The organism is Streptomyces sp. NPDC032745 (assembly GCF_055579465.1).
Window position 1 is genome coordinate 186,608 of record NZ_JBVING010000014.1, and the last position, 21,797, is coordinate 208,404.

The window sequence follows — 21,797 nt, forward strand, 5'->3', positions numbered from 1 at the left end:
ATCCGTGCACCCGCGTACGGGCCGTCCGAAGCCATTCAGCCTGTCCCGCCGGGAGATACCGCCATGTCCACGTACCCGAACGCCGTCGCCACCGCCGCCGTGACCGCCCCCGTTGCCGCCCCCGTCGACCCCGCCTGTGCCGAGCCGCTGCCGGTCCTCGGCCGGGACGTCACCGTCCCGCTCGTCACCGGCGGCGAGGTCACGTACGCGGCGCTCGACTATGCGGCCAGCGCCCCGGCCCTGCAGCGGGTCTGGGACGACGTCGCCGCGTACGCCCCCTACTACGGCAGCGTGCACCGCGGCGCCGGCTACCTCTCCCAGCTCTCCACGGACCTGTTCGAGCAGAGCCGCGCCACGGTCGCCGAGTTCCTCGACTGCCGCCCCGCCGACCAGGTCGTCTTCACCCGGTCCACCACCGACTCCCTGAACCTGCTCGCCGCCGTACTCCCGGCCGGCTGCCAGGTCTTCGTCTTCGAGACCGAGCACCACGCCTCGCTGCTGCCGTGGGCCGACGCGCAGGTCACCTACCTCAACGCCCCGAGGACCCCGGCCCAGGCCGTCGAGACCCTCGAGCGGGCGCTGGCCGACCGGAACCCTTACGGCCCGGCGCTGGTCTGCGTCACCGGCGCGTCCAACGTCACCGGTGAGCTGTGGCCGGTGAAGGAGCTCGCCGCGGCCGCGCACGCCCACGGCGCGCGGATCGTCCTGGACGCCGCCCAGTTGGCCCCGCACCACCCCGTCTCCGTGCAGGAGCTGGACGTGGACTGGGTGGCCTTCTCCGGGCACAAGCTCTACGCGCCGTTCGGCTCGGGCGTGCTGGCCGGCCGCGCGGACTGGCTGCAGCAGGCGGAGCCCTACCTGGCCGGCGGCGGCGCCTCCCGGAAGGTCGCCCGCCGCGCGGACGGCGGCGTCGACGTCGAGTGGCACACCACGGCCGCCCGCCACGAGGCCGGCTCCCCGAACGTGATCGGCGTGTACTCGATCGCCTCCGCCTGCAAGGCCCTGACCGAGGCGGGCTTCGACAGCCTCGTCGCCCGGGAGCGCCACCTGATCGCCAAGGTCCGGGGCGGCCTGGCGGAGGTCCCGGCGGTCCGGATCCTCTCCCTCTTCGGGGACGACGCCCCGCGGGTCGGCGTCATCTCCTTCGTCGTGGACGGCTGGAACAGCTCGCACTTCGCGGCTGCGCTGTCGGCGGAGTACGGGATCGGCGTCCGCGACGGCCTGTTCTGCGCCCACCCGCTCGTCCGCACCCTGCTGGGCAGCGAGCCGCAGGCCCAGGGCGAGTGCGGAGCCCCCGAGGCAGCCCCGGGCGAGCGCTCGCTGAACGCGATCCGCGTCAGCTTCGGCGCGGGCACCCCCGACGAGCACGTCGACCGCTTCGTCCGCGCGGTGAAGGAACTCGTCGCCGACGGTGCCAAGTGGCAGTACCGCACCGAAGAGGGCCGCTGCGTCCCCGCGGTGTGACACCGTACGGATCATGACGTACTGGGATCCGATACCGACCGTCCGCGCCCTGGCGGGCGAGCCGCATCCGCTGTGGCGGGGCGATCGGGTGAGCCGGGACTGGTCCGGGCCGGCGCCCGACGGGTGGGAGCAGCGGGACTGGCGGAGCGTGCCCGGACCCTTCTACGCGGCCAACTCCGACACCTGCCTCACCGGGCGGCAGTGCGCGCCCGGGCACGTCATGTACGAGGACGAGTACGCCAGTGAGTTCGTGTACCGCCAGCCCCGGACACCCTCGGAGGTCCACGCCCTGATCTGCGCCGCCGAATGCGAGCCCTTCGCGTCGTACGGCGGCGACGGGGACGCCCATTGGACCCCGGAGCTGGTCCGGGACTGGTGGCGGGACCGGGCCCGGGTGCGGGAGTGGGCCGAAGCGGCCGGCCGGGGCCCCTGGGCGACCGCCCGGAGCGACTGGATGAACGATGCCGCCGCCGGGGCACGGGCGTACGTCGCCCACATCGAGGGCGACCTCGGCGACTACCTGCGCGGGTACGTCTTCCGGCTGGCCGAGGGCCGCCCGGCGCGGGCCGGGGAGAGCCTGCCCCTGCTGTGAGGGCTCGTCACGCGTCCAGGCCGATGGCGAACGCCGCTTCCAAGTCGTGCTGGGAGTACGTGCGGAACGCCACGTGGGTGTCCGTCGCCTCCACGCCCGGGATCTTGCTGATGCGGCCCGGGATGATGTCCGCCAGGTTCTCGTGGCGGGCCACGCGGACCAGCGCGATCAGGTCGTAGGTCCCCGTGACGGAGTAGACCTCGCTGACGTTCTCCAGCGCGGCGATCGACTCGGCGATCTCGGGGATGCGGTCCACGCTGGTCTTGATGAGCACGATCGCGGTGATCACGGCTGGCTGTCTCCCTCGGTGGCCGTCGCTGGTCTCCTCACTCTAGTCGTACGCCGATACCGCACCCACGCGTAGACGAAGCCGAGCGAGAAGCCCACGACATGGGCCAGGTACGCCACCCCCGGGCCGCTGCCCGCGCGGTGCGCCGCCAGCCACTGGAGGCCGAACCAGAACAGAAGGACGATCCAGGCCGGGAAGCGCAGCGGCAGGAAGAGGAGGAACGGGAACAGGCTCGTGACCCTGGCCCGGGGGAACAGGCACAGGAAGGCCCCGAGCACCGCCGAGATCGCGCCCGACGCGCCGACCAGGGTCTGGGCCGAGGAGGCGTTGGCCGCCGCGTACGCCGCCAGGGCGAGGTAACCCGTACAGACGTAGAAGGACAGGAATTCCGGTCGGCCCATCCGCTCCTGCGTCATCACGCCGAAGACGTAGAGGAAGAGCATGTTGCCGAGCAGGTGCAACCAGCTGCCGTGCACGAACAACGCGGTGAGCGGGGTCAGCAGCGCCCGCGCCGACCCGGTGAACAGCTCGTCCGGGACCACCCCCCAGCGCCGGAAGTACGCGGTCCCCGTCTCCAGTAACCGTTCACCCGTCCCGTACGAGGGGTTCAGCCCCGAGGCAGGGCCGAGCAGGAACACCACGCAGCAGCCGGCGATCAGCACGTGGACGACCACCGGGCCCCGGACGGCCTCCCGGACGGCCTCCCGGAGGGCCTGCCACCTTACGATCATGCGATCGAGCATGACCCAAGCGGACCCACCAGGAGCACCGGCAGGCCGTAGGGTTACGTGCTGCGGTCTGCGGATTGACGCAGACGGCGGCTTTAATTGAAACAGCTACGAAGGAGAGAGCGGCCTGATGACGGTTCCCCTGCCGACCGACACCACCCGGTGGCGCTGCACGCTGTGCGGCAACCTCACGCGTTTCGACGTCACTCGTTCGTCGAAGGTCGTGGAGTACGTCCACCTGGATCTTGCCGGGGAGCCCAAGGTCGAGGAACGCGAGGTGGTCAATGAGACCATCGAGTCGGTCCGCTGCCGGTGGTGCAACGCGGTGGACCAGATCGAGCTCGTGGACAGGCCGGGCGCGGACTCCTGACGGAGCCGGGCCCACAGGTAGATCACGGTAGGGGTGACGGATTGTGGAGCCAGCAAGCGGCGCTGAGCCGGCCGACGCGGCCGGCGACGCCGCGGAGGTGCTCGACCGCCCGCTGCCGGAAGGCGTGCGGCGCCGGGTCGTCGCGCTCGTCTCGGACGCCTTCGGCGGACTGACGGTCGCGGACCTCCCGGCGCAGTTGCGCCAGTACGCCCGGTTCACCCCGACCCGGCGCGCCAAGTTCGCGGGCAACGCCATGGCCGCGGCCGTGGAGGCGGACGCCGTCTTCAGGGGGCGCGTCGCCGAGAAGCTGCGCGAGGCGCAGGCCGAGCTGGCCGGTGCGCTGGAGTCCGGTGCGCCGCCCGCCGCCGCGGATCCGCTGGACGTGGCGGCCGCCGCGTACGTGCTGCGGCCGGTCGGCTGGGTGAAGCTGGTGGCCGCCGCCGGCGAGGAGGCGCAGCGCGCCGACGCCGAGCGGGTCGGCGAGGAGACCCGGCGCGAACTGGACCGGCTCCGCGAGGAACTGGCCCACGCGCGGGACCTGCAGCGCCTCGGCGGCGAGCAGGTGCGGGCCGAGCTGGACGCGGCGCGCAAGGAAGCGGAATCGCTTCAGCGCAAACTGCGCAGCGCCCAGAGCGATGTGAAGCGCGGCGAGGCGGCCCTGCGCAAGGTCACCGCCGAGATCGACGGGATCCGGGGCGAGGCGGCCGCACACGTGGCCGCCGCCGAGAGCGAGACCCGGCGGCTCAAGTCCCGCCTCGCAGAGGTCGAGGCGGCGCTGGAGACCTCGCGCCGGGCCACCCGCGAGGGCCGCAGCGTCGAGGACATGCGACTGCGGCTGCTGCTGGACACCGTGCTGGACGCGGCCCAGGGGCTGCGCCGCGAGCTGGCGCTGCCGCCGGTGTCGACGAGGCCGGCCGACACCGTGGACGCGGTGGAGCCGGGCCGGATGACCCCGAAGGACATCGCGGCGCGGGCCCTGTCGGAGACCGATCCGGCGCTGCTGGACCAGTTGCTGGCGCTGCCCCAGGCCCATCTGGTGGTCGACGGCTACAACGTGACGAAGACCGGCTATCCGACGATGCCGCTGGAGAAGCAGCGGCTGCGGCTGCTGGGCGGGCTGTCGATGCTGGCCGCGCAGACCGGCGCGGAGATGACCTGTGTCTTCGACGGCGCGGAACTGGCGGCCCCGGTGCTGCTCGCGCCGCCGCGCGGGGTACGGGTGCTGTTCTCGAAGCCCGGCGTGACGGCGGACGAGCTGATCCGCCAGCTGGTGCGCGCGGAGCCCCCCGGCCGGCCCGTGGTCGTGGTCTCCACGGACCGCGAGGTGGCCGACGGCGTGGCGAAGGCCGGCGCCCGGCCGGTGACGTCCGCTTTGTTGCTGAAGCGGCTTTCGCGCGTTTCGTAACTCGTTGACGGAATGCCCGATTTGGCATGGCCGAGAGGGAACGTACCGTCAAGTGCCCTGCACGGAGCGTGGGCTGTAGGTAAAGAACCTGGTCGGCAAGCGATTTTTTTCTCGACAGGATTTGAACTGATCACAGCCGGGTCACTAGGGTCTGGTCAAACCTTCGTGCGGTAGATCACTCATTCGGGGTGGCAGCGAAGGTGTCGCCGAGTTGCGTTCCTTCGGCGGCTCGAGGAAGAAGGAGCTCGCCTTCGTGGCGTCCCACCGTCGACCCAAGCAGCCGACCCGCACTCGTGTGACCGTGCTCACCGCCACGGCCGCCGCGGCCGTCGCCCTCTCCGCACACGGCGCCTCCGCCGCCCCGGCCCAGCCGAGCAAGGACGAGGTCAAGGCCAAGGTCGACGCCCTCTACGAAGAGGCGGAGCAGGCCACCGAGAAGTTCAACGGGGCCAAGGAGCGCCAGGAGAAGCTCGAGAAGGAGATAGGCCAGCTCCAGGACCAGGTCGCCCGCGGCCAGGACGAGCTCAACCAGCTGCGCACCACGCTGGGTTCGATGGCGAGCGCCCAGTACCGCACCGGCGGCATGGACCAGTCCGTCGCCCTCTTCCTCTCCGGCGACCCCGAGACCTACCTCGACAAGGCCTCCACCCTGGAGCAGTTGAGCGGCAAGCAGGTCGAAGCGGTCCAGAAGATCCAGGCCAAGCAGCGCGCGCTCGCGCAGCAGCGCCAGGAGGCCTCCGGCAAGCTCGCGGACCTCGACGCCACCCGCAAGGAGCTCGGCGAGAAGAAGAAGGCCTCGCAGGACAAGCTCGCCGAGGCCCAGACCCTCCTCAACACCCTGACCGCTCAGGAGCGCGCCTCCCTCAAGGACGAGGACACCCGCGCCAGCCGCGGCGCCAGCGACCGCGCCGACCTCGGCAACGTCAAGGCCTCGGGCCGCGCCGGCGCCGCCCTGGCGGCCGCCAAGACCAAGCTGGGCAGCGCGTACGTCTCCGGGGCCACCGGCCCGAGCGCGTACGACTGCTCGGGGCTGACCCAGTGGGCCTACAAGCAGGCCGGCGTCAGCATCACGCGCACCACCTACACCCAGGCCAACGACGGCACGCGCATCGGCCAGAGCCAGCTGCAGCCCGGCGACCTGGTGTTCTTCTACTCGGACCTGCACCACGTCGGCCTGTACGCGGGCAACGGGATGGTCCTGCACGCCTCGAACCCGCGCGGCGGCGTCAAGTACGAGGCCATCGGCAACATGCCGTTCCAGTTCGGCGTCCGCATCGGCTGACGCTCCCGGGTCCCCCTCGGGGGACTCCCTCGCGGGACGCGCCGTACACCGCCCATCCGGGCGAATTCCGCGGCCCCGCTGTGACCACACGCCCCGCCGGTGACCTGCGTCTGAGGCGGGGCGTCACTGTGTGTGCCCTCCGGCGGTCGTTGGCCGGTGTGTGGCCGCGCGGCTACTGTCTGCCAGCGCGGAACCCGGCACACGGCCGTCCACGGGGGGCGGACCCGGTCCCGCGCAGCGGAAGGGAGCGGTTCCTCGTGGCGTCCCATCGCCGGCCCGGGCGCGGCAGTCTCGACCGGAACACCAAGGTCACCGTCCTCACCGCCGCCGCGGCCACCGCCGCGGCAGCCCTGGCGGGCGGGGCGGCGAGCGCGGCCCCGGCCCAGCCGCAGGAGCCGCCGTCCGGCGCCCGCGCCCAGGTCGACCGGCTCTTCGAGGAGGCCGAACAGGCCACCGAGCGCTACAACCGGGCGGGCGAGCGGGCCGACCGGCTGCGCACCGAGATCGACCGGGCCCAGGACGCGCTGGCCCGCGGCCAGGACCGCATCAACACCATGCGCGGCGTTCTCGGCGCCTTCGCCGGAGCCCAGTACCGCTCCGGCGGCATCGACCCCGCAGTCGAGCTGATGCTCTCCGAGGACCCGGACGAGTACCTCGACAAGGCCTCCCAACTCGGCCGGCTGACCGACCGGCAGGCCCGTCGGCTCGACGAACTGCGCAAGGAGCAGCGCCGGCTGGGCCAGCAGCGCCACGAGGCCTCGCAGAAGCTCGCCGAACTCGACGCCGTACGCGCCGACGTGGCCCGCCAGAAGCGTGCCGTCATCGCCAAGCTCGCCGCGGCCCGCCGGCTCCTGGGCGCCATGCCCTCGCAGGAGCGGGCCGAATTCGAGCGGGCCTCGCGCTCGGGCCAGCGCCCCGGAGGGCTGCCCGAACCGAACTCGCTCGGCCCCTCCTCGGGCCGCGCCGCGACCGCCGTGATGGCGGCCCGGGCCGCGGTCGGCCGCCCGTACATCTGGGGCTCCACCGGGCCCTCCGGGTTCGACTGCTCCGGGCTGATGGTGTGGTCGTACCGGCAGGCGGGCGTCTCGCTGCCGCGCACCTCGCAGGCCCAGCGGTACGCGGGCCGCCGGGTCCCGCTCTCACAGGCGCAGCCCGGCGACCTGGTCACGTACCGCTCGGACGCCAGCCACGTCGGCATGTACGTCGGGAACGGGCAGGTGGTGCACGCCCCGTACCCGGGGGCGCGGGTGCGGTACGACCCGGTCGGGATGATGCCGGTGTCCTCGGTGACCCGGCCCTGACGCGGGCCGTGCGTACGATCGTCGGATGTCCCCGGTCCGTCGGCTCCTCGTACGCGCACTGCCGCTCCTGCTGAGCGCGCTGCTCGCGGGGTGCGGGGCGCCCGCTGCGCCCAGTGGGCGCGACACCGCCGAGCGGGACATCCGGGAGGCCGTCGCCGCCTGGTCGCGGACGCCGCCGGCGCAGCTCGCCGGGATCCCGCTGGAGGGATGGGCGTACGAGGTCTCCGCGGTCCGGCGCGACGGCGAGCAGGCCACGGCCCGGGCGGAACTGCACTACCGGCTCACCGGCTACGACACGGCCCCGGCCGGGTCGGCGCGCGAGGTGCGGCTGAGCGGCGGCGGCGGACGGTGGCGGGTCACCGGGGACCGTCCCGCGCCGGGCGCCCCGCCGCAGCTGTGGGACCAGGGCCAGGTGGAGGTGGTCCGGGGCGCGCACGCGCTGGTGCTCGGCGTCGGGCAGTCCCCGCAGACCCTGTCCGCGATCGCGGCGGAGGCGGACCGGGCGGTGCCCGCGGCGAGCGCCGCCTGGCCGGGGCCCTGGGCGGGCCGGGTGGTGGTGCTGGTGCCCGGCTCGCTGGAGCGGATGGCGGAGCTGCTGGGGCGGCCGGCCGCCGAGTACCGGGACATGGGGGCCGTCACCACGGGCCGGGTGGGCGCCGCCGCGGCCCCCGCCGACCGGGTCGTCGTCAACCCGGAGGGCTGGGCGGAGCTCGGCGCGGCGGGCCGCGGCGTCGTCCTGACCCACGAGGTCACCCACGTGGCCACCCGCGCCGCGACCTCCGCCCGGACCCCGCTGTGGCTCTCGGAGGGCTTCGCGGACTGGGCGGCGTACCGCGGCGGCGCCGCCACCCCGCAGCAGGCCGCGCCGGCACTGGCCCGGGCGGTCCGCCGCGGCGAGCTGCCGGCCGCGCTCCCCGCCGACGGGGCGTTCGCCTTCGGCGGCGACCCGGAGGCACTGGCCCGCGCGTACGAGGGCGCATGGCTGGCCTGCCGCCTGATCGCGGCCAAGTGGGGCGACGCCACGCTGGTCCGCCTCTACGACCTGGCAGGCCGGGGGCCCCTGGCGACGGCCCTGGAGGAAACGACCGGCGGCGATCTGCCCGGCCTGACGCAGGCCTGGCAGGCGAGCCTCCGCCAGGAGCTGGGCCAGTCGTAGCCCGGCCCGCGCCGGGCGGGCCGCGCGGGGCCGTCCGGTACTGTCGGCAGGCGATGCACAAGACGCTGATCGTGACCAATGACTTCCCGCCGCGGCCCGGCGGTATCCAGGCCTTCCTGCACAACATGGCGCTGCGGCTGGATCCCGACCGGATCGTCGTCTACGCCTCCACCTGGAAGCACGGTGCGGAGGGCCGCGAGGCCACCGCGGCCTTCGACGCCGAGCAGCCGTTCCAGGTCGTGCGCGACCGTACGACGATGCTGCTGCCGACCCCGCGGGTGACCCGGCAGGCGGTCGGGCTGCTGCGCGAACACGGCTGCGAGTCGGTGTGGTTCGGGGCGGCGGCCCCGCTGGGGCTGATGGGGCCGGCGCTGCGCCGCGCCGGGGCGAAGCGGATCGTGGCGACCACCCACGGGCACGAGGCGGGCTGGGCGCAGCTGCCGGCGGCGCGGCAGCTGCTGCGCCGGATCGGCGAGGGCACGGACACCCTGACGTACCTGGGCGAGTACACGCGCTCGCGGATCGCCTCGGCGCTGACGGACCGGGCTGCGGCGCGGATGGTGCAACTCCCGCCGGGGGTGGACGAGAAGACCTTCCACCCCGGGTCGGGCGGCGACGAGATCCGGGCCCGGCTGGGGCTGTCGGACCGGCCCGTGGTGGTCTGCGTCTCGCGGCTGGTCCCCCGCAAGGGGCAGGACACGCTGATCGGGGCGATGCCGCGGATCCTGGCCGCGGTGCCGGACGCCGTGCTGCTGGTGGTCGGCGGGGGCCCGTACGAGGCGGACCTGCGGGCGCTGGCCGTCTCGGCCGGGGTCGCGGACTCGGTGGTCTTCACGGGCGCGGTCCCATGGGCCGAGCTGCCCGCCCACTACGGCGCCGGGGACGTCTTCGCGATGCCGTGCCGGACCCGGCGGGGCGGACTGGACGTGGAGGGCCTCGGCATCGTCTACCTGGAGGCCTCGGCGACGGGCCTGCCGGTGGTCGCGGGCGACTCGGGCGGGGCGCCGGACGCGGTACTGGAGGGCGAGACGGGCTGGGTGGTCCGGGGCGGCGTCCCCGAGGACGCGGCGGACCGCGTGATCGCGCTGCTGCAGGACCCGGAGCTGCGCCGCCGCATGGGCGAGCGGGGCCGCGCCTGGGTCGAGGAGAAGTGGCGCTGGGACCTGCTGGCCGACCGCCTGCGCGAGCTGCTCTGACCGACCCGGGCGCGTCGGCGGCACGGCCGTGCCCGTGCCGACGGACACTGGCGGCATGTCTGCGGACGTGCCCGACCGCGGCGCGCCGGTGAGGAGTGGTGAGGACGATGGACGACGTGCTGCGCGGCACCGTGGCCCTGGTGACCGGCGCTTCGAGCGGGATCGGCCGGGCGGCCGCCCTGACCCTCGCCGGAAAGGGCGCCGCCGTCGCGCTCACCGCACGGCGCGCGGAGCGGCTCACGGAACTGGCGGCCCAGATCGAGGCCGGCGGCGGCACCGCGCTCGTGCTGCCCGCCGACATCGCCGACGAGGCCGAGGCCGCGCGCGTGGTCGAGCGCACGGCCAAGGAGCTCGGGCGCCTCGACATCCTGGTCAACAACGCGGGCCTGATGCTCCTCGGGTACGCCGCCGAGTCGCCCCTCGCCGACTGGAAGCGCACGGTGGACATCAACCTGACCGCCCTGATGCACACCACCCACGCGGCCCTGCCGCACCTCGTCAGCGCCGCCGGGGACGGCCCCCGGAAGGTGGCCGACATCGTCAACGTGTCCTCTCTGGCGGGCCGCCGGGCCGCGGCCACGGCCACGGCGTACTGCGCCACGAAATTCGGCGTGGTCGCCTTCAGCGAAGCCCTGCGCCAGGAGCTGGCGCCGCAGCACGTGCGGGTCTGCGTCGTCGAGCCCGGCGCCGTGGACACCGAGTTGCGCGGGCACAACTCCCCGGAGATGCAGCAGGCGCTGGAGCAGATGTTCGGGGGCATCGAGCGGCTGGAGGCGCAGGACATCGCGGACGCGATCGCGTACGGCGTCACGCGGCCGCGGCGGGTCGCGGTGACGGAGATGGTGGTCCTGCCGACCGAACAGGTGTGAGGCCGGGGCCGCGTACGGACCCCGACCCCGGCCCCGGCCCCGGGTCCGGGTCCGGGTCCGTGATCCTCCGCCACATCTGACTGTTCCTCAGAAGTCTGTCAACACCGCCTCTGGGTGGACGGCCTGATTCCGCCCATGATGCGGCCATGACACCTCAGCTGACGCGCCGTCACTTCCTGGGTATCGGCGCCCTCCAGACCGCCGCCGCCCTCGGCTTCACCCGCATAGGCCTGCAATCGGCCGCGGCCGCCGAGCCCGCCGCCGCGCAGTACGCCCCCGCCATCGTCGTGGGCTCGGGCTACGGCTCGGCCGTGGCCGCCCTCCGGCTCGGGCAGGCCGGCGTACGGACCGTCGTCCTCGAGATGGGCCGGCTCTGGAACACCCCCGGCCCGGACGGCAAGGTCTTCCCCTCCACCTCCGCCCCCGACCAGCGCTCCATGTGGTTCCGCACCCGTACCGAGGCCCCGCTCGCCCAGTTCCTCTGGCTCGACGTCGTCAACCGCGACATCAGCCCCTACCCCGGTGTCCTGGACCGCGTGAACCACGGCGACATGTCCGTGTACGTCGGCCGCGGCGTCGGCGGCGGATCCCTCGTCAACGGCGGCATGGCCCCGACGCCCCGGCGCTCGTACTTCTCCGAGGTGCTGCCCCAGGTCGACGCCGACGAGATGTACGGCACGTACTACCCCCGCGCCCGCGCCATGCTCGGGGTCAACGACATCGACCCGGGCTGGTTCGAGTCCACGGAGTGGTACCGGTTCGCCCGGATCTCCCGCAGGCACGCCCAGAACACCGGCCTGCGGACCACCTTCGTGCCCAACGTGTACGACTTCTCGTACATGCAGCGCGAGGCCGCCGGCACCGCCACCCGCTCCGCCCTCGCCGGCGAGGTCATCTACGGCAACAACCACGGCAAGAAGAGCGTCGACAAGACCTACCTCGCGGCCGCGATCGGCACCGGCAACGTCACCATCGAGACCATGCAGCGCGTCGTCGGCGTGCGCCAGGACCCGGCCGGCGGCTACGTGCTCACCGTCCAGAGCAGCGATCTGACGGGAAGGGTCACCCAGGTCAGGGAACTCGGCTGCAAACAGCTCTTCCTCGGCGCCGGCAGCCTCGGCACCACCGAGATCCTGCTCCGCGCCCGGGAGCGGGGCACCCTGCCCGCGCTCAGCGAGAAGGTCGGGCTCGGCTGGGGCCACAACGGCAACATCATGACCGCCCGCGCCAACCACCTGTGGGACACCGTCGGCTGCAACCAGGCCACCATGCCCGCCCTGGGGATCGACGACTGGGACAACGCCGCCAACCCGGTGTTCGCGGAGATCGCCCCGCTGCCCATGGGCTTCGAGCACTGGATCTCGATGTACCTGGCCATCACCAAGAACCCCGAGCGCGGCCACTTCACGTACGACGCGGCCACCGACTCGGCGCGGCTCAACTGGCGCCGCGACCAGAACACCCCGTCGGTCCAGGCCGCCAAGAACCTCTTCGACCGCATCAACCGGGCCAATTTCACGATCTACCGGTACGACCTGTTCGGCGACAACAGGAACTTCGCCGACAACTTCACGTACCACCCGCTCGGCGGCTGCGTCCTCGGCGACGCGACCGACAACTACGGCCGCGCCAAGGGCCACCAGGGGCTGTACGTCGTCGACAGCTCCCTGATCCCGGGCTCGCTCGGGGTGAACCCGTTCGTCACCATCACCGCGCTCGCCGAGCGGAACATGGCGCGGATCCTGGCAGAGGACCCGCGCTGACCGCAGACGGCCTCAGCCGCGGTACAGGGCCTCGATCTCGTCCGCGAAGTCCTTCGCCACCACATTCCGCTTCAGCTTCAGCGAAGGCGTGATGTGACCCGACTCCTCCGTGAACTGGGAGGGCAGAATGCGGAATTTCCGCACCGATTCCGCCTTGGAAACCGCCGCGTTGCCGTCGTCCACGGCCTTCTGGACGGCGGCGATGAGGTCCGCGTCCTCGCGCAGCTCCGCCGCCGTGACCCCGGCCGGCTTGCCGTGCTCCGCGGCCCAGCGGCCGAGGAACTCCTCGTCGATCGTGACCAGCGCGGCCACGAACGGCCTCGCGTCGCCGACCACCATGCACTCCGCGACCAGCGCGTGCGCGCGGATCCGGTCCTCGATCACCGCGGGCGCGACGTTCTTGCCGCCCGCCGTGACGATGAGCTCCTTCTTGCGCCCGGTGATCGCGAGGTAGCCGTCCTCGTCGAGGGTGCCGACGTCGCCGGTGTGGAACCAGCCGTCGGTCAGCGCCTCGGCGGTCGCGGCCTCGTTCTTCCAGTACCCGTTGAACACGTGCTCGCCGTGCAGCAGTACCTCGCCGTCGTCGGCGATCCGCACCACGGAGCCCGGCAGCGGCTGGCCGACCGTACCGATCTTCGTGCGGTCCCACGGGTTGAAGGCCGTGGCCGCACACGACTCCGTCAGGCCGTAGCCCTCCAGGACGGTGAAGCCGATGCCGCGGAAGAAGTGGCCGAGCCGCTCGCCCAGCGGGGCCCCGCCGGAGATCGCGTACTCGCCGCGCCCGCCGAGGACCGTGTGGAGCTTGCTGTAGACCAGCTTGGAGAACAGCTTGTGCTTCAGCTTCAGGCCGAAGGACGGGCCGCCCGGGGTGTCCAGCGCCCGGCTGTACGCGATCGCCGTCTCGGCGGCCGCGTCGAAGATCTTGCCCTTGCCGTCGGCCTGGGCCTTGGCGCGCGCCGAGTTGAAGACCTTCTCGAAGACGCGCGGCACACCGAGGATCAGCGTGGGCCGGAAGGACTGCAGCTCGTCGGTGAGGTTCTTGATGTCCGGTACGCAGCCCAGGCGGATCGGCGCCAGGACGGCCGCCACCTCCACCAGGCGCCCGAAGACGTGCGCGGCCGGCAGGAAGAGCAGCACGGAGCACTCGCCGGTGCGGAACAGCGGGCTCAGGCGCTCCACCACGTTGCCGCACTCGGCGAAGAAGTTGCGGTGGGTCAGCACACAGCCCTTGGGGCGGCCGGTGGTGCCCGAGGTGTAGACGATGGTGGCCGGGTCGTCGGCGTTCGCCAGCGAGCTGCGCCGGTCGACCTCCTCGTCCGTCACGTCCGCGCCGGCGGCCTGCAGCGTCGCCAGCGCGCCCTGCTCGATCTCCCAGACCTCGCGCAGCTCCGGCAGCCGGTCGCGCAGCGAGGCCACGGCCGCGTTGTGACCCGGGCTCTCCACGACCACGGCGACCGCGCCGGAGTCGCCGAGGATCCACTGGATCTGCTCGGGCGAGCTGGTCTCGTACACGGGGACGGTGACGGCGCCCGCGCTCCAGATCGCAAAGTCGAAGAGCACCCACTCGTAGCGGGTGCGGGAGATCAGCGCGACGCGGTCGCCGGGCTGGATGCCGGCCGCGATCAGGCCCTTTGCGGCGGCGCGCACCTCGGCGAGGAACTCGGTCGCGGACACGTCCTGCCACTGGCCGCCGACCTTGCGGGCCATGACGGCGGTGTCGGGATGCTGCGCGGCATTGCGGCGGATGAGATCCGTCAGGTTCCCGTCCGACGGGACCTCGTACAGGGCCGGAAGGCTGAACTCGCGCAAGACTGCTGCTCCTCTGGGCGCCATCGCCACCATGTGGACCGACCGGACGTTACCCACCGGTAGTGGGTTCCGGATAGAGGGAACCGGCCAGATGTTCCGTGCGTCACAGCCGCGGCCGTGCCATGCCGACAGTAGTCGACCCCGTTTGCGACTCGGAAGTAACCGCAGGTAGGCAGCCTGTGACCCCCGCACTACCGGCCGCCCCCGGGCCGCCCCTAGGGTGGGGCGCATGGGTGGCAGGAAAAGCAGCACGCGGGTCCATGTCGTCAGCGACGTCCACGGCAACGCCGAAGCGCTCGCCCGCGCCGGTGACGGCGCCGACGCACTGATCTGCCTCGGCGACCTCGTGCTCTTCCTCGACTACGCCGACCACTCGCGCGGCATCTTCCCCGACCTGTTCGGCGTCGAGAACGCCGACCGGATCGTGGAGCTGCGCACGGCGCGCCGCTTCGACGAGGCCCGCGACTTCGGGCGGCGGCTGTGGGCGGGACTCGACCGGGAACAGCTGATCGAGGGCGCCGTGCGCCGCCAGTACGCCGAGATGTTCGCCGCGTTCCCGCAGCCCACGTACGCCACCTACGGCAATGTCGACATCCCGGGTCTGTGGCCCGAGTACGCCGGTCCCGGCACCACCGTCCTCGACGGGCAGCGGGTGGAGATCGGCGGCCTCGTCTTCGGCTTCGTCGGCGGCGGACTGCCCTCCCCGATGCGCACCCCGTACGAGGTGGACGAGGAGGAGTACGCCGCCAAGGTCGAGGCGCTCGGCGAGGTGGACGTGCTCTGCTCGCACATCCCGCCGGAGGTCCCCGAGCTCTGCTACGACACGGTCGCGCGCCGGTTCGAACGCGGCAGCGAGGCCCTGCTCGCGGCGATCCGGCGGACCCGCCCGCGGTACGCGCTGTTCGGACACGTGCACCAGCCGATGGCCCGGCGCATGCGGATCGGCGGCACGGAATGCGTGAACGTCGGGCATTTCGCCGCCACCGGAAGGCCCTGGGCGCTGGAGTGGTGACCTCCCGGCCCCCGAGCGGTGAGCCCCGGGCCCTGGAGTGGCGACCTCCGCACGCACGGTAGCCTGCACGCGGCGGCCGCAGGCCGCACACTTCCTCGAACAATCCCTGGAGGGGCGACCGCCATGGCCGAACACACCAGCTCGAGCATCACGATCGAGGCGGCGCCGGCCGACGTCATGGCCGTGATCGCCGACTTCGCCCGCTATCCCGAGTGGACCGGCGAGGTGAAGGAGGCCGAGGTACTGGCCACCGACGCCGAGGGCCGCGCCGAGAAGGTCCGGCTGCTGCTGGACGCGGGCGCGATCAAGGACGACCACACCCTCGCCTACACCTGGAAGGGTACGGACGAGGTGAGCTGGACCCTGGACAAGTCGCAGATGCTGCGCCAGCTCGACGGCTCGTACCGGCTCGCCCCGCTGGACGGCGGAAAGCGCACCGAGGTCACCTACCAGCTGACCGTGGACGTCAAGATCCCGATGCTCGGCATGATCAAGCGCAAGGCCGAGAAGGTCATCATCGACCGCGCTCTGGCCGGCCTGAAGAAGCGCGTCGAATCGGCCTGATCCATGCACATCCTGCTGATCACCGGCCCCGGCGGGGCCGGCCGCACCACCGTGGCCGCGGCCACCGCCGTCGCCGCCGCACGGGCCGGGCAGCGGGTGCTGCTGCTCTCCGGCGACCCCGGCAATCCCCTGTCCGCACTGCTCGGGGAGCCCACGGGCCGGCCCGTCGAAGCCGCGCCGGGGCTGACGGCCGTACCCGCCGGAGGGGTCCTCGCGGCCCGCGTGGACTCCGGCGAGGAGTTCCGCGAGGAGCTCGTCGCCCTCCAGGAGCGCGGATCCGCCCTGCTCGGCATGGTCGGGGCCCGCCCGCTCGGGGCCGAGGAGCTCACCGAGCTGCCCGGCGCCGAGCAGTTCGCCCTGCTGCGCGCCCTGCGCCGGGCCGCGGCCGCACCCGGCACCGACCTCGTCGTCGTCGACATGCCTCCGCTCCACCAGGCCGTGGCCACCCTCGCCCTCCCCGCCCAGCTGCGCCGCTATCTGGCCCGGCTGCTCCCGGCCGAGCGGCAGGCGGCCCGCGCCCTGCGGCCCGTACTGGCCCAGCTGGCCGGCGTGCCCATGCCCGCGCAGTGGCTGTACGAGGCCGCCGCGCGCTGGGACGAGGAGCTCGCGGCCGTCCAGGCCGTCGTGGAGGCCGCCGACACCTCGCTGCGGGTGGTCGCCGAGCCGGGACCGGGCGCCGACGCCGCGCTGCGGACCGGGCTGCTCGGCCTCGCCCTCGAGCAGCTGCCGGTCGACGGGATCGTCGCCAACCGGATGGTGCCGCAGGGCTCTCCCGACCCCTGGCTGGCCGGGCTCGCCGCCCAGCAGGAGAAGTACGCCGCCCAGTGGGCCGGGGCCGGGCCGGCCGGGGACGTGCCCGTGCTGCCGCTGGGGCACCTCGGGCACGACCCCCAGGGGCCGGAGGACCTGGCCGGGCTCACCGGGGCGGAGGGGCTCGTTCCGGCGGTCTCCGGGGAGGCCGGGGACAGGGCCCGGGACGCGGCCCGGGAGCGCCGGGCCTGGGTGGTCGAGGACCGCCGCGCCGAGGACGGGGTACTCGTCTGGGTGGTGCCGCTGCCCGGCGCCCACAAGCGCGACCTCGACCTGGTCCGGCGCGGCGACGAGCTGCTGCTCGCGGCCGGCCCGTACCGCAGGATCGTTCCGCTGCCCTCGGCGCTGCGCCGCTGCACGGTCTCCGGCGCCGCCCTCGCCGACGGGGAGCTCCGCATCCGCTTCACGCCGGACCCGGGGCTCTGGCCCCGCAGGCCCTGAACCGCGTACCCCCGTTCGGGTAACGTCGAAGGTAGTACGTACCGCACGCCCAGCAGCTGCCGCAGGAGAGTCCGCCATGAGCGAGGCCACCGACCGTCCCACCGACGACGACGCCTGGGCCAAGGCCTGCGCCGAGGACCTCGCCGCGGAGCAGGAGCGCCGCAGGGCCCGGCAGGGCGGCACCGACGCCGGCACGGGGACCGCCGCCGAGGAGCTCTTCAAGCTGTTCGAGGCCGTCGCCGACAAGGTCTCCGGGCTGAACAACCCGCTGCTCGGCGCCGCCGCCCAGGGTGCGGTACGCCAGTTCGTCAACCAGGCGAAGGCCGCCGCCAAGCCCGTCGTCGAGCGCAACCCCGAGGTCTTCGACCACCTCGCGGCCGCCGGCTCCGAGCTGCTCGCCGCGTACCGCTCGGCCGTCGAGGGCCACGAGCGGCGCTGGACCCGCGACGAGCCCGCGGCGGGCGCGGGCCCGGACGGCCCCTCCGGCGACCACCCCTCGGGCGACCGTCCCTCCGGCGACCGTTCCGACCCCCGCGACGAGGGCGGCAGCGGTCCGACGCAGCGGATCGATCTCGACTGAGACCATGCCGCCCTCGGGTACCGTTGGCCGTGGCGGGGTTTGACCGGAAACCGAGGGACTAATGGGACTCACCATCGGCGTCGACATCGGCGGCACGAAGATCGCGGCCGGCGTGGTCGACGAAGAGGGCACCATCCTTGAGACGTACAAGGTGCCCACCCCGCCGACCGCGGACGGAGTGACGGACGCGATCTGCGCCGCAGTGTCCGAAGTCAGCAGCAGCCACACCATCGAGGCCGTCGGCATCGGCGCCGCCGGTTACGTGGACGACAAGCGTGCGACCGTGCTCTTCGCGCCGAACATCAACTGGCGGCACGAGCCGCTCAAGGACAAGGTCGAGCAGCGCATCGGCCTGCCGGTCGTCGTCGAGAACGACGCGAACTGCGCCGCCTGGGGCGAGTACCGCTTCGGTGCGGGCCAGGGCCACGACGACGTCATCTGCATCACGCTCGGCACGGGCCTGGGCGGCGGCATCATCATCGGCAACAAGCTGCGCCGCGGACGCTTCGGCGTGGCCGCCGAGTTCGGGCACATCCGGGTGGTCCCGGACGGCCTGCTGTGCGGGTGCGGGAGCCAGGGCTGCTGGGAGCAGTACGCCTCCGGGCGCGCGCTCGTCCGGTACGCCAAGCAGCGCGCCAACGCCACCCCCGAGAACGCGGTGGCCCTGCTCGCGCTCGGTGACGGCACCGCCGACGGCATCGAGGGCAAGCACATCAGCGAGGCCGCGCGCGCCGGTGACCTGGTGGCCATCGACGCCTTCCGCGAGCTGGCCCGCTGGGCGGGCGCCGGGCTGGCGGACCTGGCGTCCCTCTTCGACCCGTCGGCGTTCATCGTCGGCGGCGGGGTCTCGGACGAGGGCGACCTCGTCCTCGACCCGATCCGCAAGTCCTTCAAGCGCTGGCTGGTCGGCGGCGCGTGGCGCCCGCACGCGCAGGTGCTGGCCGCGCAGCTGGGCGGCAAGGCCGGCCTCGTCGGCGCGGCGGACCTGGCCCGCCAGGGCTGACACCGCGTCTGTTGTCCGCACTGCCCGCCGCGCCCCCCTGGGGCGGGGCGGGCAGTCTGGCTATGTTCTGGCTATGCTGCCGAACTCTGTGACGGAACCCGACGGTTCCGCGGTGATCCGAGCCCTCAGCTACAACATCCGCTCGATGCGGGACGACGAGGATGCGCTGGCCCGGGTGATCCGCGCCTGCGCCCCCGACCTGGTGTTCATCCAGGAGGCGCCGAGGTTCTTCCGCTGGCGCAAGCACGCGGCGCGGCTGGCTGCGAAGACGGACCTGGTGGTGCTGAGCGGCGGCGCGACCGCCGCGGGCCCGCTCCTGCTCTGCTCCCTACGGGCCTTCGTGGAGCGGACGCAGGACGTCCTGCTCCCGCTGACCCCGGGCCTGCACCGGCGGGGCTTCGCCACGGCGGTGGTCCGGTTCGGGGCCGCGCGGGTGGCGGTGCTGAGCGCGCACCTGTCGCTGGACGGGCCGGAACGCCGGGCGCAGGCCGACCTCCTCCTGGACCGCCTCGCGGCCACGGACGCCCCGTACGCCATCGTGGCGGGCGACATCAACGAGACGCCGTCCGGCCCGGCGTTCCGCCGCCTCTCCACCGCCCTCCAGGACTGCTGGACGGTGTCCCCCTGGGGCGGCGAGCACACCTTCGTCCGCTCCGGCCCGCCGAGGCGGATCGACGCGATCTTCGCGACGCCGGGTGTGGAGGTCCTGACCTGCGGCGTCCCGACCGCTCTGCCAGGCGTCAGGAAGGACGACCTCCAGGCGGCCACGGACCACCTCCCGGTCCTGGCCGCCCTCCGCCTCCCGGCCCCACAGCCCGGCGCGCGCCGGAAACCCGGCCCCGCCGGCGCTTGAGCGTGGGGGTACCCCCGGACGGAGTCTGGGGGAGCGTCCGGGTCCGCGGCCTACACCACCGCGCCGCGGCCCGGGTCGTCGTCCTCGTCGTCGCCCTGCGACATCCGCGCCACCAGCGTGGCGAAGCCGCCGAGGAAGCCGCCGATGCCGAGCGTCGTGAGCCACCAGGTCATGTCCCACTGCAGCAGCACGGCCACCAGCAGCAGCACCGGCCCGCCCACCACCGCCAGCCACGCGAACTTCGCCGTCGTGTCCGCCGGCGGGAGCTCCGGCTCCGGAGGGACGAAGTGGCCCTCGTCCTTCTCGTCCGGCTCCGCCGGCGTGTGGTCCCGGGGCCCGGTCCCGGTCCCGGTATCGGTATCGGTATCGGGACCGCTCACGCCCACGCCCGGGGCGAACACCACCGAGCTGCCCAGCGCCGGAGCCGGGGGTTCCTTGTCCGCCGCAGGCTCGGGAGCCGGCTCCACGTCCTCCTCCGGCAGCATCAGGTTCTCGATCGGCCGGAACGGTCTCGACCCCGGCGGGTCCGGCGGCTCCTGCCCGTACCCGGCGACGATCGCCGCCCAGGCCGCCTCCTCGTCCAGCGGGGGGACACCCCCCGGGGACTCCTCGTGCTCAGCCACCGCTGGCCGCCCCCTCCCTGCCGACGCTCTCCGCGAGCCGCCCGACGAACGCATAACTGTCCGCGAAGATCTGCTCCGCGTCGTAGTCCAACGTCGCCACGTGGTAGCTCTGTTCCAGCAGCGTCTCGGTGACGTCCGTCGACGAGATCCGCGCGAGGATCCGCGCCGAGTCGACCGGCGGTACGACATGGTCCTGCGGGCTGTGCAGCAGCAGCACCGGCTGCGTCACCTGCGGCAGCTCGGTGTCCAGCATCTGCAGGAACTTCCGCAGCGAGTGGGCGGCCCGGGTCGGGACCCGGTCGTACCCGACCTCGTCCGAGCCCGGCTTCGCGATGTCGCTCGCGATGCCCGGGGTCGAGCGGATGAAGTGCTTGGCCACCGGGAGGGCGACGGCCAGCGGGTCGTGCACCTTGTTGGCCGGGTTGACGAGCACGAGCCCGCTGATCGCGTCCCCGTGCTTGGCCGCCAGCCGCAGGCTCAGCGCCCCGCCCATGGACAGGCCGAAGACGAACACCTGCGTGCACCGGTCCAGCAGCTCCCGCAGCGCGCGGTCGACCTCCGCGTACCAGTCCTGCCAGCCCGTGAGCTGCATGTCCTGCCACCGCGTCCCGTGCCCGGGCAGCAGCGGCAGCGACACCGTCAGGCCCTGCCCGGCGAGATACTCGGCCCACGGACGCAGCGACTGCGGGGAACCGGTGAAGCCGTGGCAGAGGAGGACGCCGACCTCTCCGCCCTCGTGGCGGAACGGCTCAGCTCCAGGGAGGACGGGCACCAGGGTCTCCTTCGACGGGTGGGGGGTGCGTAGCGCTGTGTGACTTCACCGTACGCGACGGGGATGACACCGACCAGGGTCGTCGACCGCTCTCGCCCGAGCCAGGGGATATGGTCTGTTCGACAGACACAGGAAGGCTTTCGAGTTGATCTACGGCGCAATGAAGTTCTCCATCGGGGGTTCCCTGAAGCTCGCCTTCAGGCCGTGGGTGGAGGGCCTCGAGAACATTCCCGCCGAGGGGCCGGCGATCCTCGCGAGCAACCACCTGTCGTTCTCCGACTCCTTCTTCCTGCCGGCCGTGCTGGACCGGAAGGTCACCTTCATCGCGAAGGCGGAGTACTTCACCTCCCCGGGCGTCAAGGGCAAGCTGACGGCCGCCTTCTTCAAGGGCGTCGGCCAGCTCCCGGTGGACCGCTCCGGTGCGCGTGGTGCCGGCGAGGCCGCGATCAAGAGCGGCATCGACGTCATCGAGCGCGGAGAGCTGTTCGGTATCTACCCCGAGGGCACACGTTCACCCGACGGCCGCCTCTACCGCGGCAAGCCCGGCGGTCTGGCCCGGGTGGCCCTGGCCACCGGTGCGCCGGTGATCCCCGTGGCGATGATCGACACGGAGAAGATCCAGCCGCCCGGCAAGGTCGTCCCGAAGCTGATGCGCCCGGGCATCCGGATCGGCAAGCCGCTGGACTTCAGCCGCTACCAGGGCATGGACAGTGACCGCTTCATCCTGCGCTCGGTGACCGACGAGGTCATGTACGAGATCATGAAGCTGTCCGGCCAGGAGTACGTCGACATCTACGCGACGGCCGCCAAGCGCCAGATCGCGGACGCGGAGAAGGCCGAGAAGGCCGCCAAGGCCGCCGCCGAGAAGAGCGCCGGCAAGAGCGCCGAGTAGCCGAGCAGCGGACCAGGGCGGGG

The 21,797-nt window shown here is 73.1% G+C and carries 22 protein-coding genes; 17 read left to right on the top strand and 5 right to left on the bottom strand.

Annotation, left to right across the window (positions count from 1 at the left end; translation table 11 throughout):
• Positions 1-63: 63 nt before the first annotated feature.
• Together ACZ5WG_RS30645 and ACZ5WG_RS30650 are read left to right on the top strand one after the other, a co-directional pair.
• Complete coding sequence (locus ACZ5WG_RS30645; protein ID WP_468727454.1) at positions 64-1,464, top strand: aminotransferase class V-fold PLP-dependent enzyme; 1,401 nt, start codon at positions 64-66, stop codon at positions 1,462-1,464.
• A 13-nt stretch (positions 1,465-1,477) separates the two neighbouring features.
• Positions 1,478-2,056, top strand: a complete 579-nt coding sequence (locus ACZ5WG_RS30650) for a ferredoxin (RefSeq protein WP_468727456.1) — start codon at positions 1,478-1,480, stop codon at positions 2,054-2,056.
• Between the two features lie 7 nt (positions 2,057-2,063).
• On the opposite strand, the gene ACZ5WG_RS30655 is transcribed toward ACZ5WG_RS30650, so the two are convergent.
• Together ACZ5WG_RS30655 and ACZ5WG_RS30660 are read right to left on the bottom strand one after the other, a co-directional pair.
• Positions 2,064-2,345, bottom strand: a complete 282-nt coding sequence (locus tag ACZ5WG_RS30655; protein ID WP_030013053.1) for an Lrp/AsnC family transcriptional regulator — start codon at positions 2,343-2,345, stop codon at positions 2,064-2,066.
• Positions 2,342-3,076, bottom strand: a complete 735-nt coding sequence (locus ACZ5WG_RS30660) for a rhomboid family intramembrane serine protease (protein WP_468727457.1) — start codon at positions 3,074-3,076, stop codon at positions 2,342-2,344. The genes ACZ5WG_RS30655 and ACZ5WG_RS30660 overlap by 4 nt, the downstream gene beginning before the upstream one ends.
• 127 nt (positions 3,077-3,203) lie before the next feature.
• Here ACZ5WG_RS30660 and ACZ5WG_RS30665 point away from each other — a divergent pair, with 127 nt between their 5' ends.
• The 8 genes from ACZ5WG_RS30665 (at position 3,204) to ACZ5WG_RS30700 (ending at position 12,415) form a co-directional block, all read left to right on the top strand.
• Positions 3,204-3,443, top strand: coding sequence for a hypothetical protein (locus tag ACZ5WG_RS30665; protein ID WP_008738811.1), 240 nt, complete (start codon positions 3,204-3,206; stop codon positions 3,441-3,443).
• 40 nt (positions 3,444-3,483) lie between these two features.
• Positions 3,484-4,848, top strand: coding sequence for an NYN domain-containing protein (locus ACZ5WG_RS30670; protein WP_468727546.1), 1,365 nt, complete (start codon positions 3,484-3,486; stop codon positions 4,846-4,848).
• Positions 4,849-5,101: 253 nt separating this feature from the next.
• The gene (locus ACZ5WG_RS30675; RefSeq protein WP_468727548.1) at positions 5,102-6,130 is read left to right on the top strand and encodes a C40 family peptidase; all 1,029 of its coding nucleotides are present in this window, start codon (positions 5,102-5,104) and stop codon (positions 6,128-6,130) included.
• Between the two features lie 257 nt (positions 6,131-6,387).
• Positions 6,388-7,431: a C40 family peptidase gene (locus ACZ5WG_RS30680; protein ID WP_468727458.1), complete on the top strand. Its 1,044-nt coding sequence runs from the start codon at positions 6,388-6,390 to the stop codon at positions 7,429-7,431.
• 25 nt (positions 7,432-7,456) lie between these two features.
• On the top strand, positions 7,457-8,587 hold the full coding sequence (locus ACZ5WG_RS30685) for a hypothetical protein (protein ID WP_468727459.1): 1,131 nt from the start codon (positions 7,457-7,459) through the stop codon (positions 8,585-8,587).
• Positions 8,588-8,640: 53 nt separating this feature from the next.
• Complete coding sequence (locus ACZ5WG_RS30690; protein WP_468727460.1) at positions 8,641-9,783, top strand: glycosyltransferase family 4 protein; 1,143 nt, start codon at positions 8,641-8,643, stop codon at positions 9,781-9,783.
• A 107-nt stretch (positions 9,784-9,890) separates the two neighbouring features.
• Entirely contained in the window at positions 9,891-10,652 is a 762-nt protein-coding gene (locus ACZ5WG_RS30695; protein WP_468727461.1) for an SDR family NAD(P)-dependent oxidoreductase, read from the top strand.
• A gap of 146 nt (positions 10,653-10,798) precedes the next feature.
• Positions 10,799-12,415 carry a GMC oxidoreductase gene (locus ACZ5WG_RS30700; protein WP_468727462.1) on the top strand — a complete coding sequence of 539 codons (1,617 nt, stop codon included), beginning with the start codon at positions 10,799-10,801 and terminating at the stop codon, positions 12,413-12,415.
• 12 nt (positions 12,416-12,427) lie between these two features.
• Here ACZ5WG_RS30700 and ACZ5WG_RS30705 read toward each other — a convergent pair whose 3' ends face one another.
• Complete coding sequence (locus ACZ5WG_RS30705; RefSeq protein ID WP_468727464.1) at positions 12,428-14,224, bottom strand: AMP-dependent synthetase/ligase; 1,797 nt, start codon at positions 14,222-14,224, stop codon at positions 12,428-12,430.
• A gap of 229 nt (positions 14,225-14,453) precedes the next feature.
• On the opposite strand from ACZ5WG_RS30705, the gene ACZ5WG_RS30710 reads away from it, so the two are divergent.
• From ACZ5WG_RS30710 to ACZ5WG_RS30735, 6 genes are all read left to right on the top strand, one after another.
• Entirely contained in the window at positions 14,454-15,236 is a 783-nt protein-coding gene (locus ACZ5WG_RS30710) for a metallophosphoesterase family protein (protein WP_468727465.1), read from the top strand.
• 123 nt (positions 15,237-15,359) lie between these two features.
• On the top strand, positions 15,360-15,800 hold the full coding sequence (locus ACZ5WG_RS30715; RefSeq protein WP_468727466.1) for an SRPBCC family protein: 441 nt from the start codon (positions 15,360-15,362) through the stop codon (positions 15,798-15,800).
• A 3-nt stretch (positions 15,801-15,803) separates the two neighbouring features.
• On the top strand, positions 15,804-17,051 hold the full coding sequence (locus ACZ5WG_RS30720) for an ArsA family ATPase (protein ID WP_468727468.1): 1,248 nt from the start codon (positions 15,804-15,806) through the stop codon (positions 17,049-17,051).
• A 76-nt stretch (positions 17,052-17,127) separates the two neighbouring features.
• The gene (locus ACZ5WG_RS30725; RefSeq protein WP_468727469.1) at positions 17,128-17,631 is read left to right on the top strand and encodes a DUF5304 domain-containing protein; all 504 of its coding nucleotides are present in this window, start codon (positions 17,128-17,130) and stop codon (positions 17,629-17,631) included.
• 61 nt (positions 17,632-17,692) lie between these two features.
• A complete protein-coding gene (locus tag ACZ5WG_RS30730) occupies positions 17,693-18,634 on the top strand; it encodes an ROK family glucokinase (protein WP_383508055.1) in 942 nt (313 codons plus the stop codon).
• A 73-nt stretch (positions 18,635-18,707) separates the two neighbouring features.
• Positions 18,708-19,487, top strand: coding sequence for an endonuclease/exonuclease/phosphatase family protein (locus ACZ5WG_RS30735; protein ID WP_468727471.1), 780 nt, complete (start codon positions 18,708-18,710; stop codon positions 19,485-19,487).
• A gap of 50 nt (positions 19,488-19,537) precedes the next feature.
• On the opposite strand, the gene ACZ5WG_RS30740 is transcribed toward ACZ5WG_RS30735, so the two are convergent.
• Positions 19,538-20,110 carry a hypothetical protein gene (locus tag ACZ5WG_RS30740; protein WP_468727473.1) on the bottom strand — a complete coding sequence of 191 codons (573 nt, stop codon included), beginning with the start codon at positions 20,108-20,110 and terminating at the stop codon, positions 19,538-19,540.
• Complete coding sequence (locus tag ACZ5WG_RS30745) at positions 20,103-20,882, bottom strand: alpha/beta hydrolase (protein ID WP_327362986.1); 780 nt, start codon at positions 20,880-20,882, stop codon at positions 20,103-20,105. Before ACZ5WG_RS30745 ends, ACZ5WG_RS30740 begins: the two co-directional genes overlap by 8 nt.
• Before the next feature lie 160 nt (positions 20,883-21,042).
• Between ACZ5WG_RS30745 and ACZ5WG_RS30750 the strand changes: the two genes are divergently transcribed.
• Positions 21,043-21,774, top strand: coding sequence for a lysophospholipid acyltransferase family protein (locus ACZ5WG_RS30750; protein ID WP_468727550.1), 732 nt, complete (start codon positions 21,043-21,045; stop codon positions 21,772-21,774).
• Positions 21,775-21,797: the final 23 nt, after the last annotated feature.

Bases quoted from the DNA above. Each gene is read 5' to 3' on its own strand.
- ACZ5WG_RS30645 (WP_468727454.1), top strand. From the start codon at position 64: ATGTCCACGTACCCGAACGCCGTCGCCACCGCCGCCGTGACCGCCCCC.
- ACZ5WG_RS30650 (WP_468727456.1), top strand. From the start codon at position 1,478: ATGACGTACTGGGATCCGATACCGACCGTCCGCGCCCTGGCGGGCGAG.
- ACZ5WG_RS30660 (WP_468727457.1), bottom strand. From the start codon at position 3,076: ATGATCGTAAGGTGGCAGGCCCTCCGGGAGGCCGTCCGGGAGGCCGTC.
- ACZ5WG_RS30665 (WP_008738811.1), top strand. From the start codon at position 3,204: ATGACGGTTCCCCTGCCGACCGACACCACCCGGTGGCGCTGCACGCTG.
- ACZ5WG_RS30685 (WP_468727459.1), top strand. From the start codon at position 7,457: ATGTCCCCGGTCCGTCGGCTCCTCGTACGCGCACTGCCGCTCCTGCTG.
- ACZ5WG_RS30690 (WP_468727460.1), top strand. From the start codon at position 8,641: ATGCACAAGACGCTGATCGTGACCAATGACTTCCCGCCGCGGCCCGGC.
- ACZ5WG_RS30695 (WP_468727461.1), top strand. From the start codon at position 9,891: ATGGACGACGTGCTGCGCGGCACCGTGGCCCTGGTGACCGGCGCTTCG.
- ACZ5WG_RS30700 (WP_468727462.1), top strand. From the start codon at position 10,799: ATGACACCTCAGCTGACGCGCCGTCACTTCCTGGGTATCGGCGCCCTC.
- ACZ5WG_RS30710 (WP_468727465.1), top strand. From the start codon at position 14,454: ATGGGTGGCAGGAAAAGCAGCACGCGGGTCCATGTCGTCAGCGACGTC.
- ACZ5WG_RS30715 (WP_468727466.1), top strand. From the start codon at position 15,360: ATGGCCGAACACACCAGCTCGAGCATCACGATCGAGGCGGCGCCGGCC.
- ACZ5WG_RS30720 (WP_468727468.1), top strand. From the start codon at position 15,804: ATGCACATCCTGCTGATCACCGGCCCCGGCGGGGCCGGCCGCACCACC.
- ACZ5WG_RS30725 (WP_468727469.1), top strand. From the start codon at position 17,128: ATGAGCGAGGCCACCGACCGTCCCACCGACGACGACGCCTGGGCCAAG.
- ACZ5WG_RS30730 (WP_383508055.1), top strand. From the start codon at position 17,693: ATGGGACTCACCATCGGCGTCGACATCGGCGGCACGAAGATCGCGGCC.
- ACZ5WG_RS30735 (WP_468727471.1), top strand. From the start codon at position 18,708: ATGCTGCCGAACTCTGTGACGGAACCCGACGGTTCCGCGGTGATCCGA.
- ACZ5WG_RS30750 (WP_468727550.1), top strand. From the start codon at position 21,043: ATGAAGTTCTCCATCGGGGGTTCCCTGAAGCTCGCCTTCAGGCCGTGG.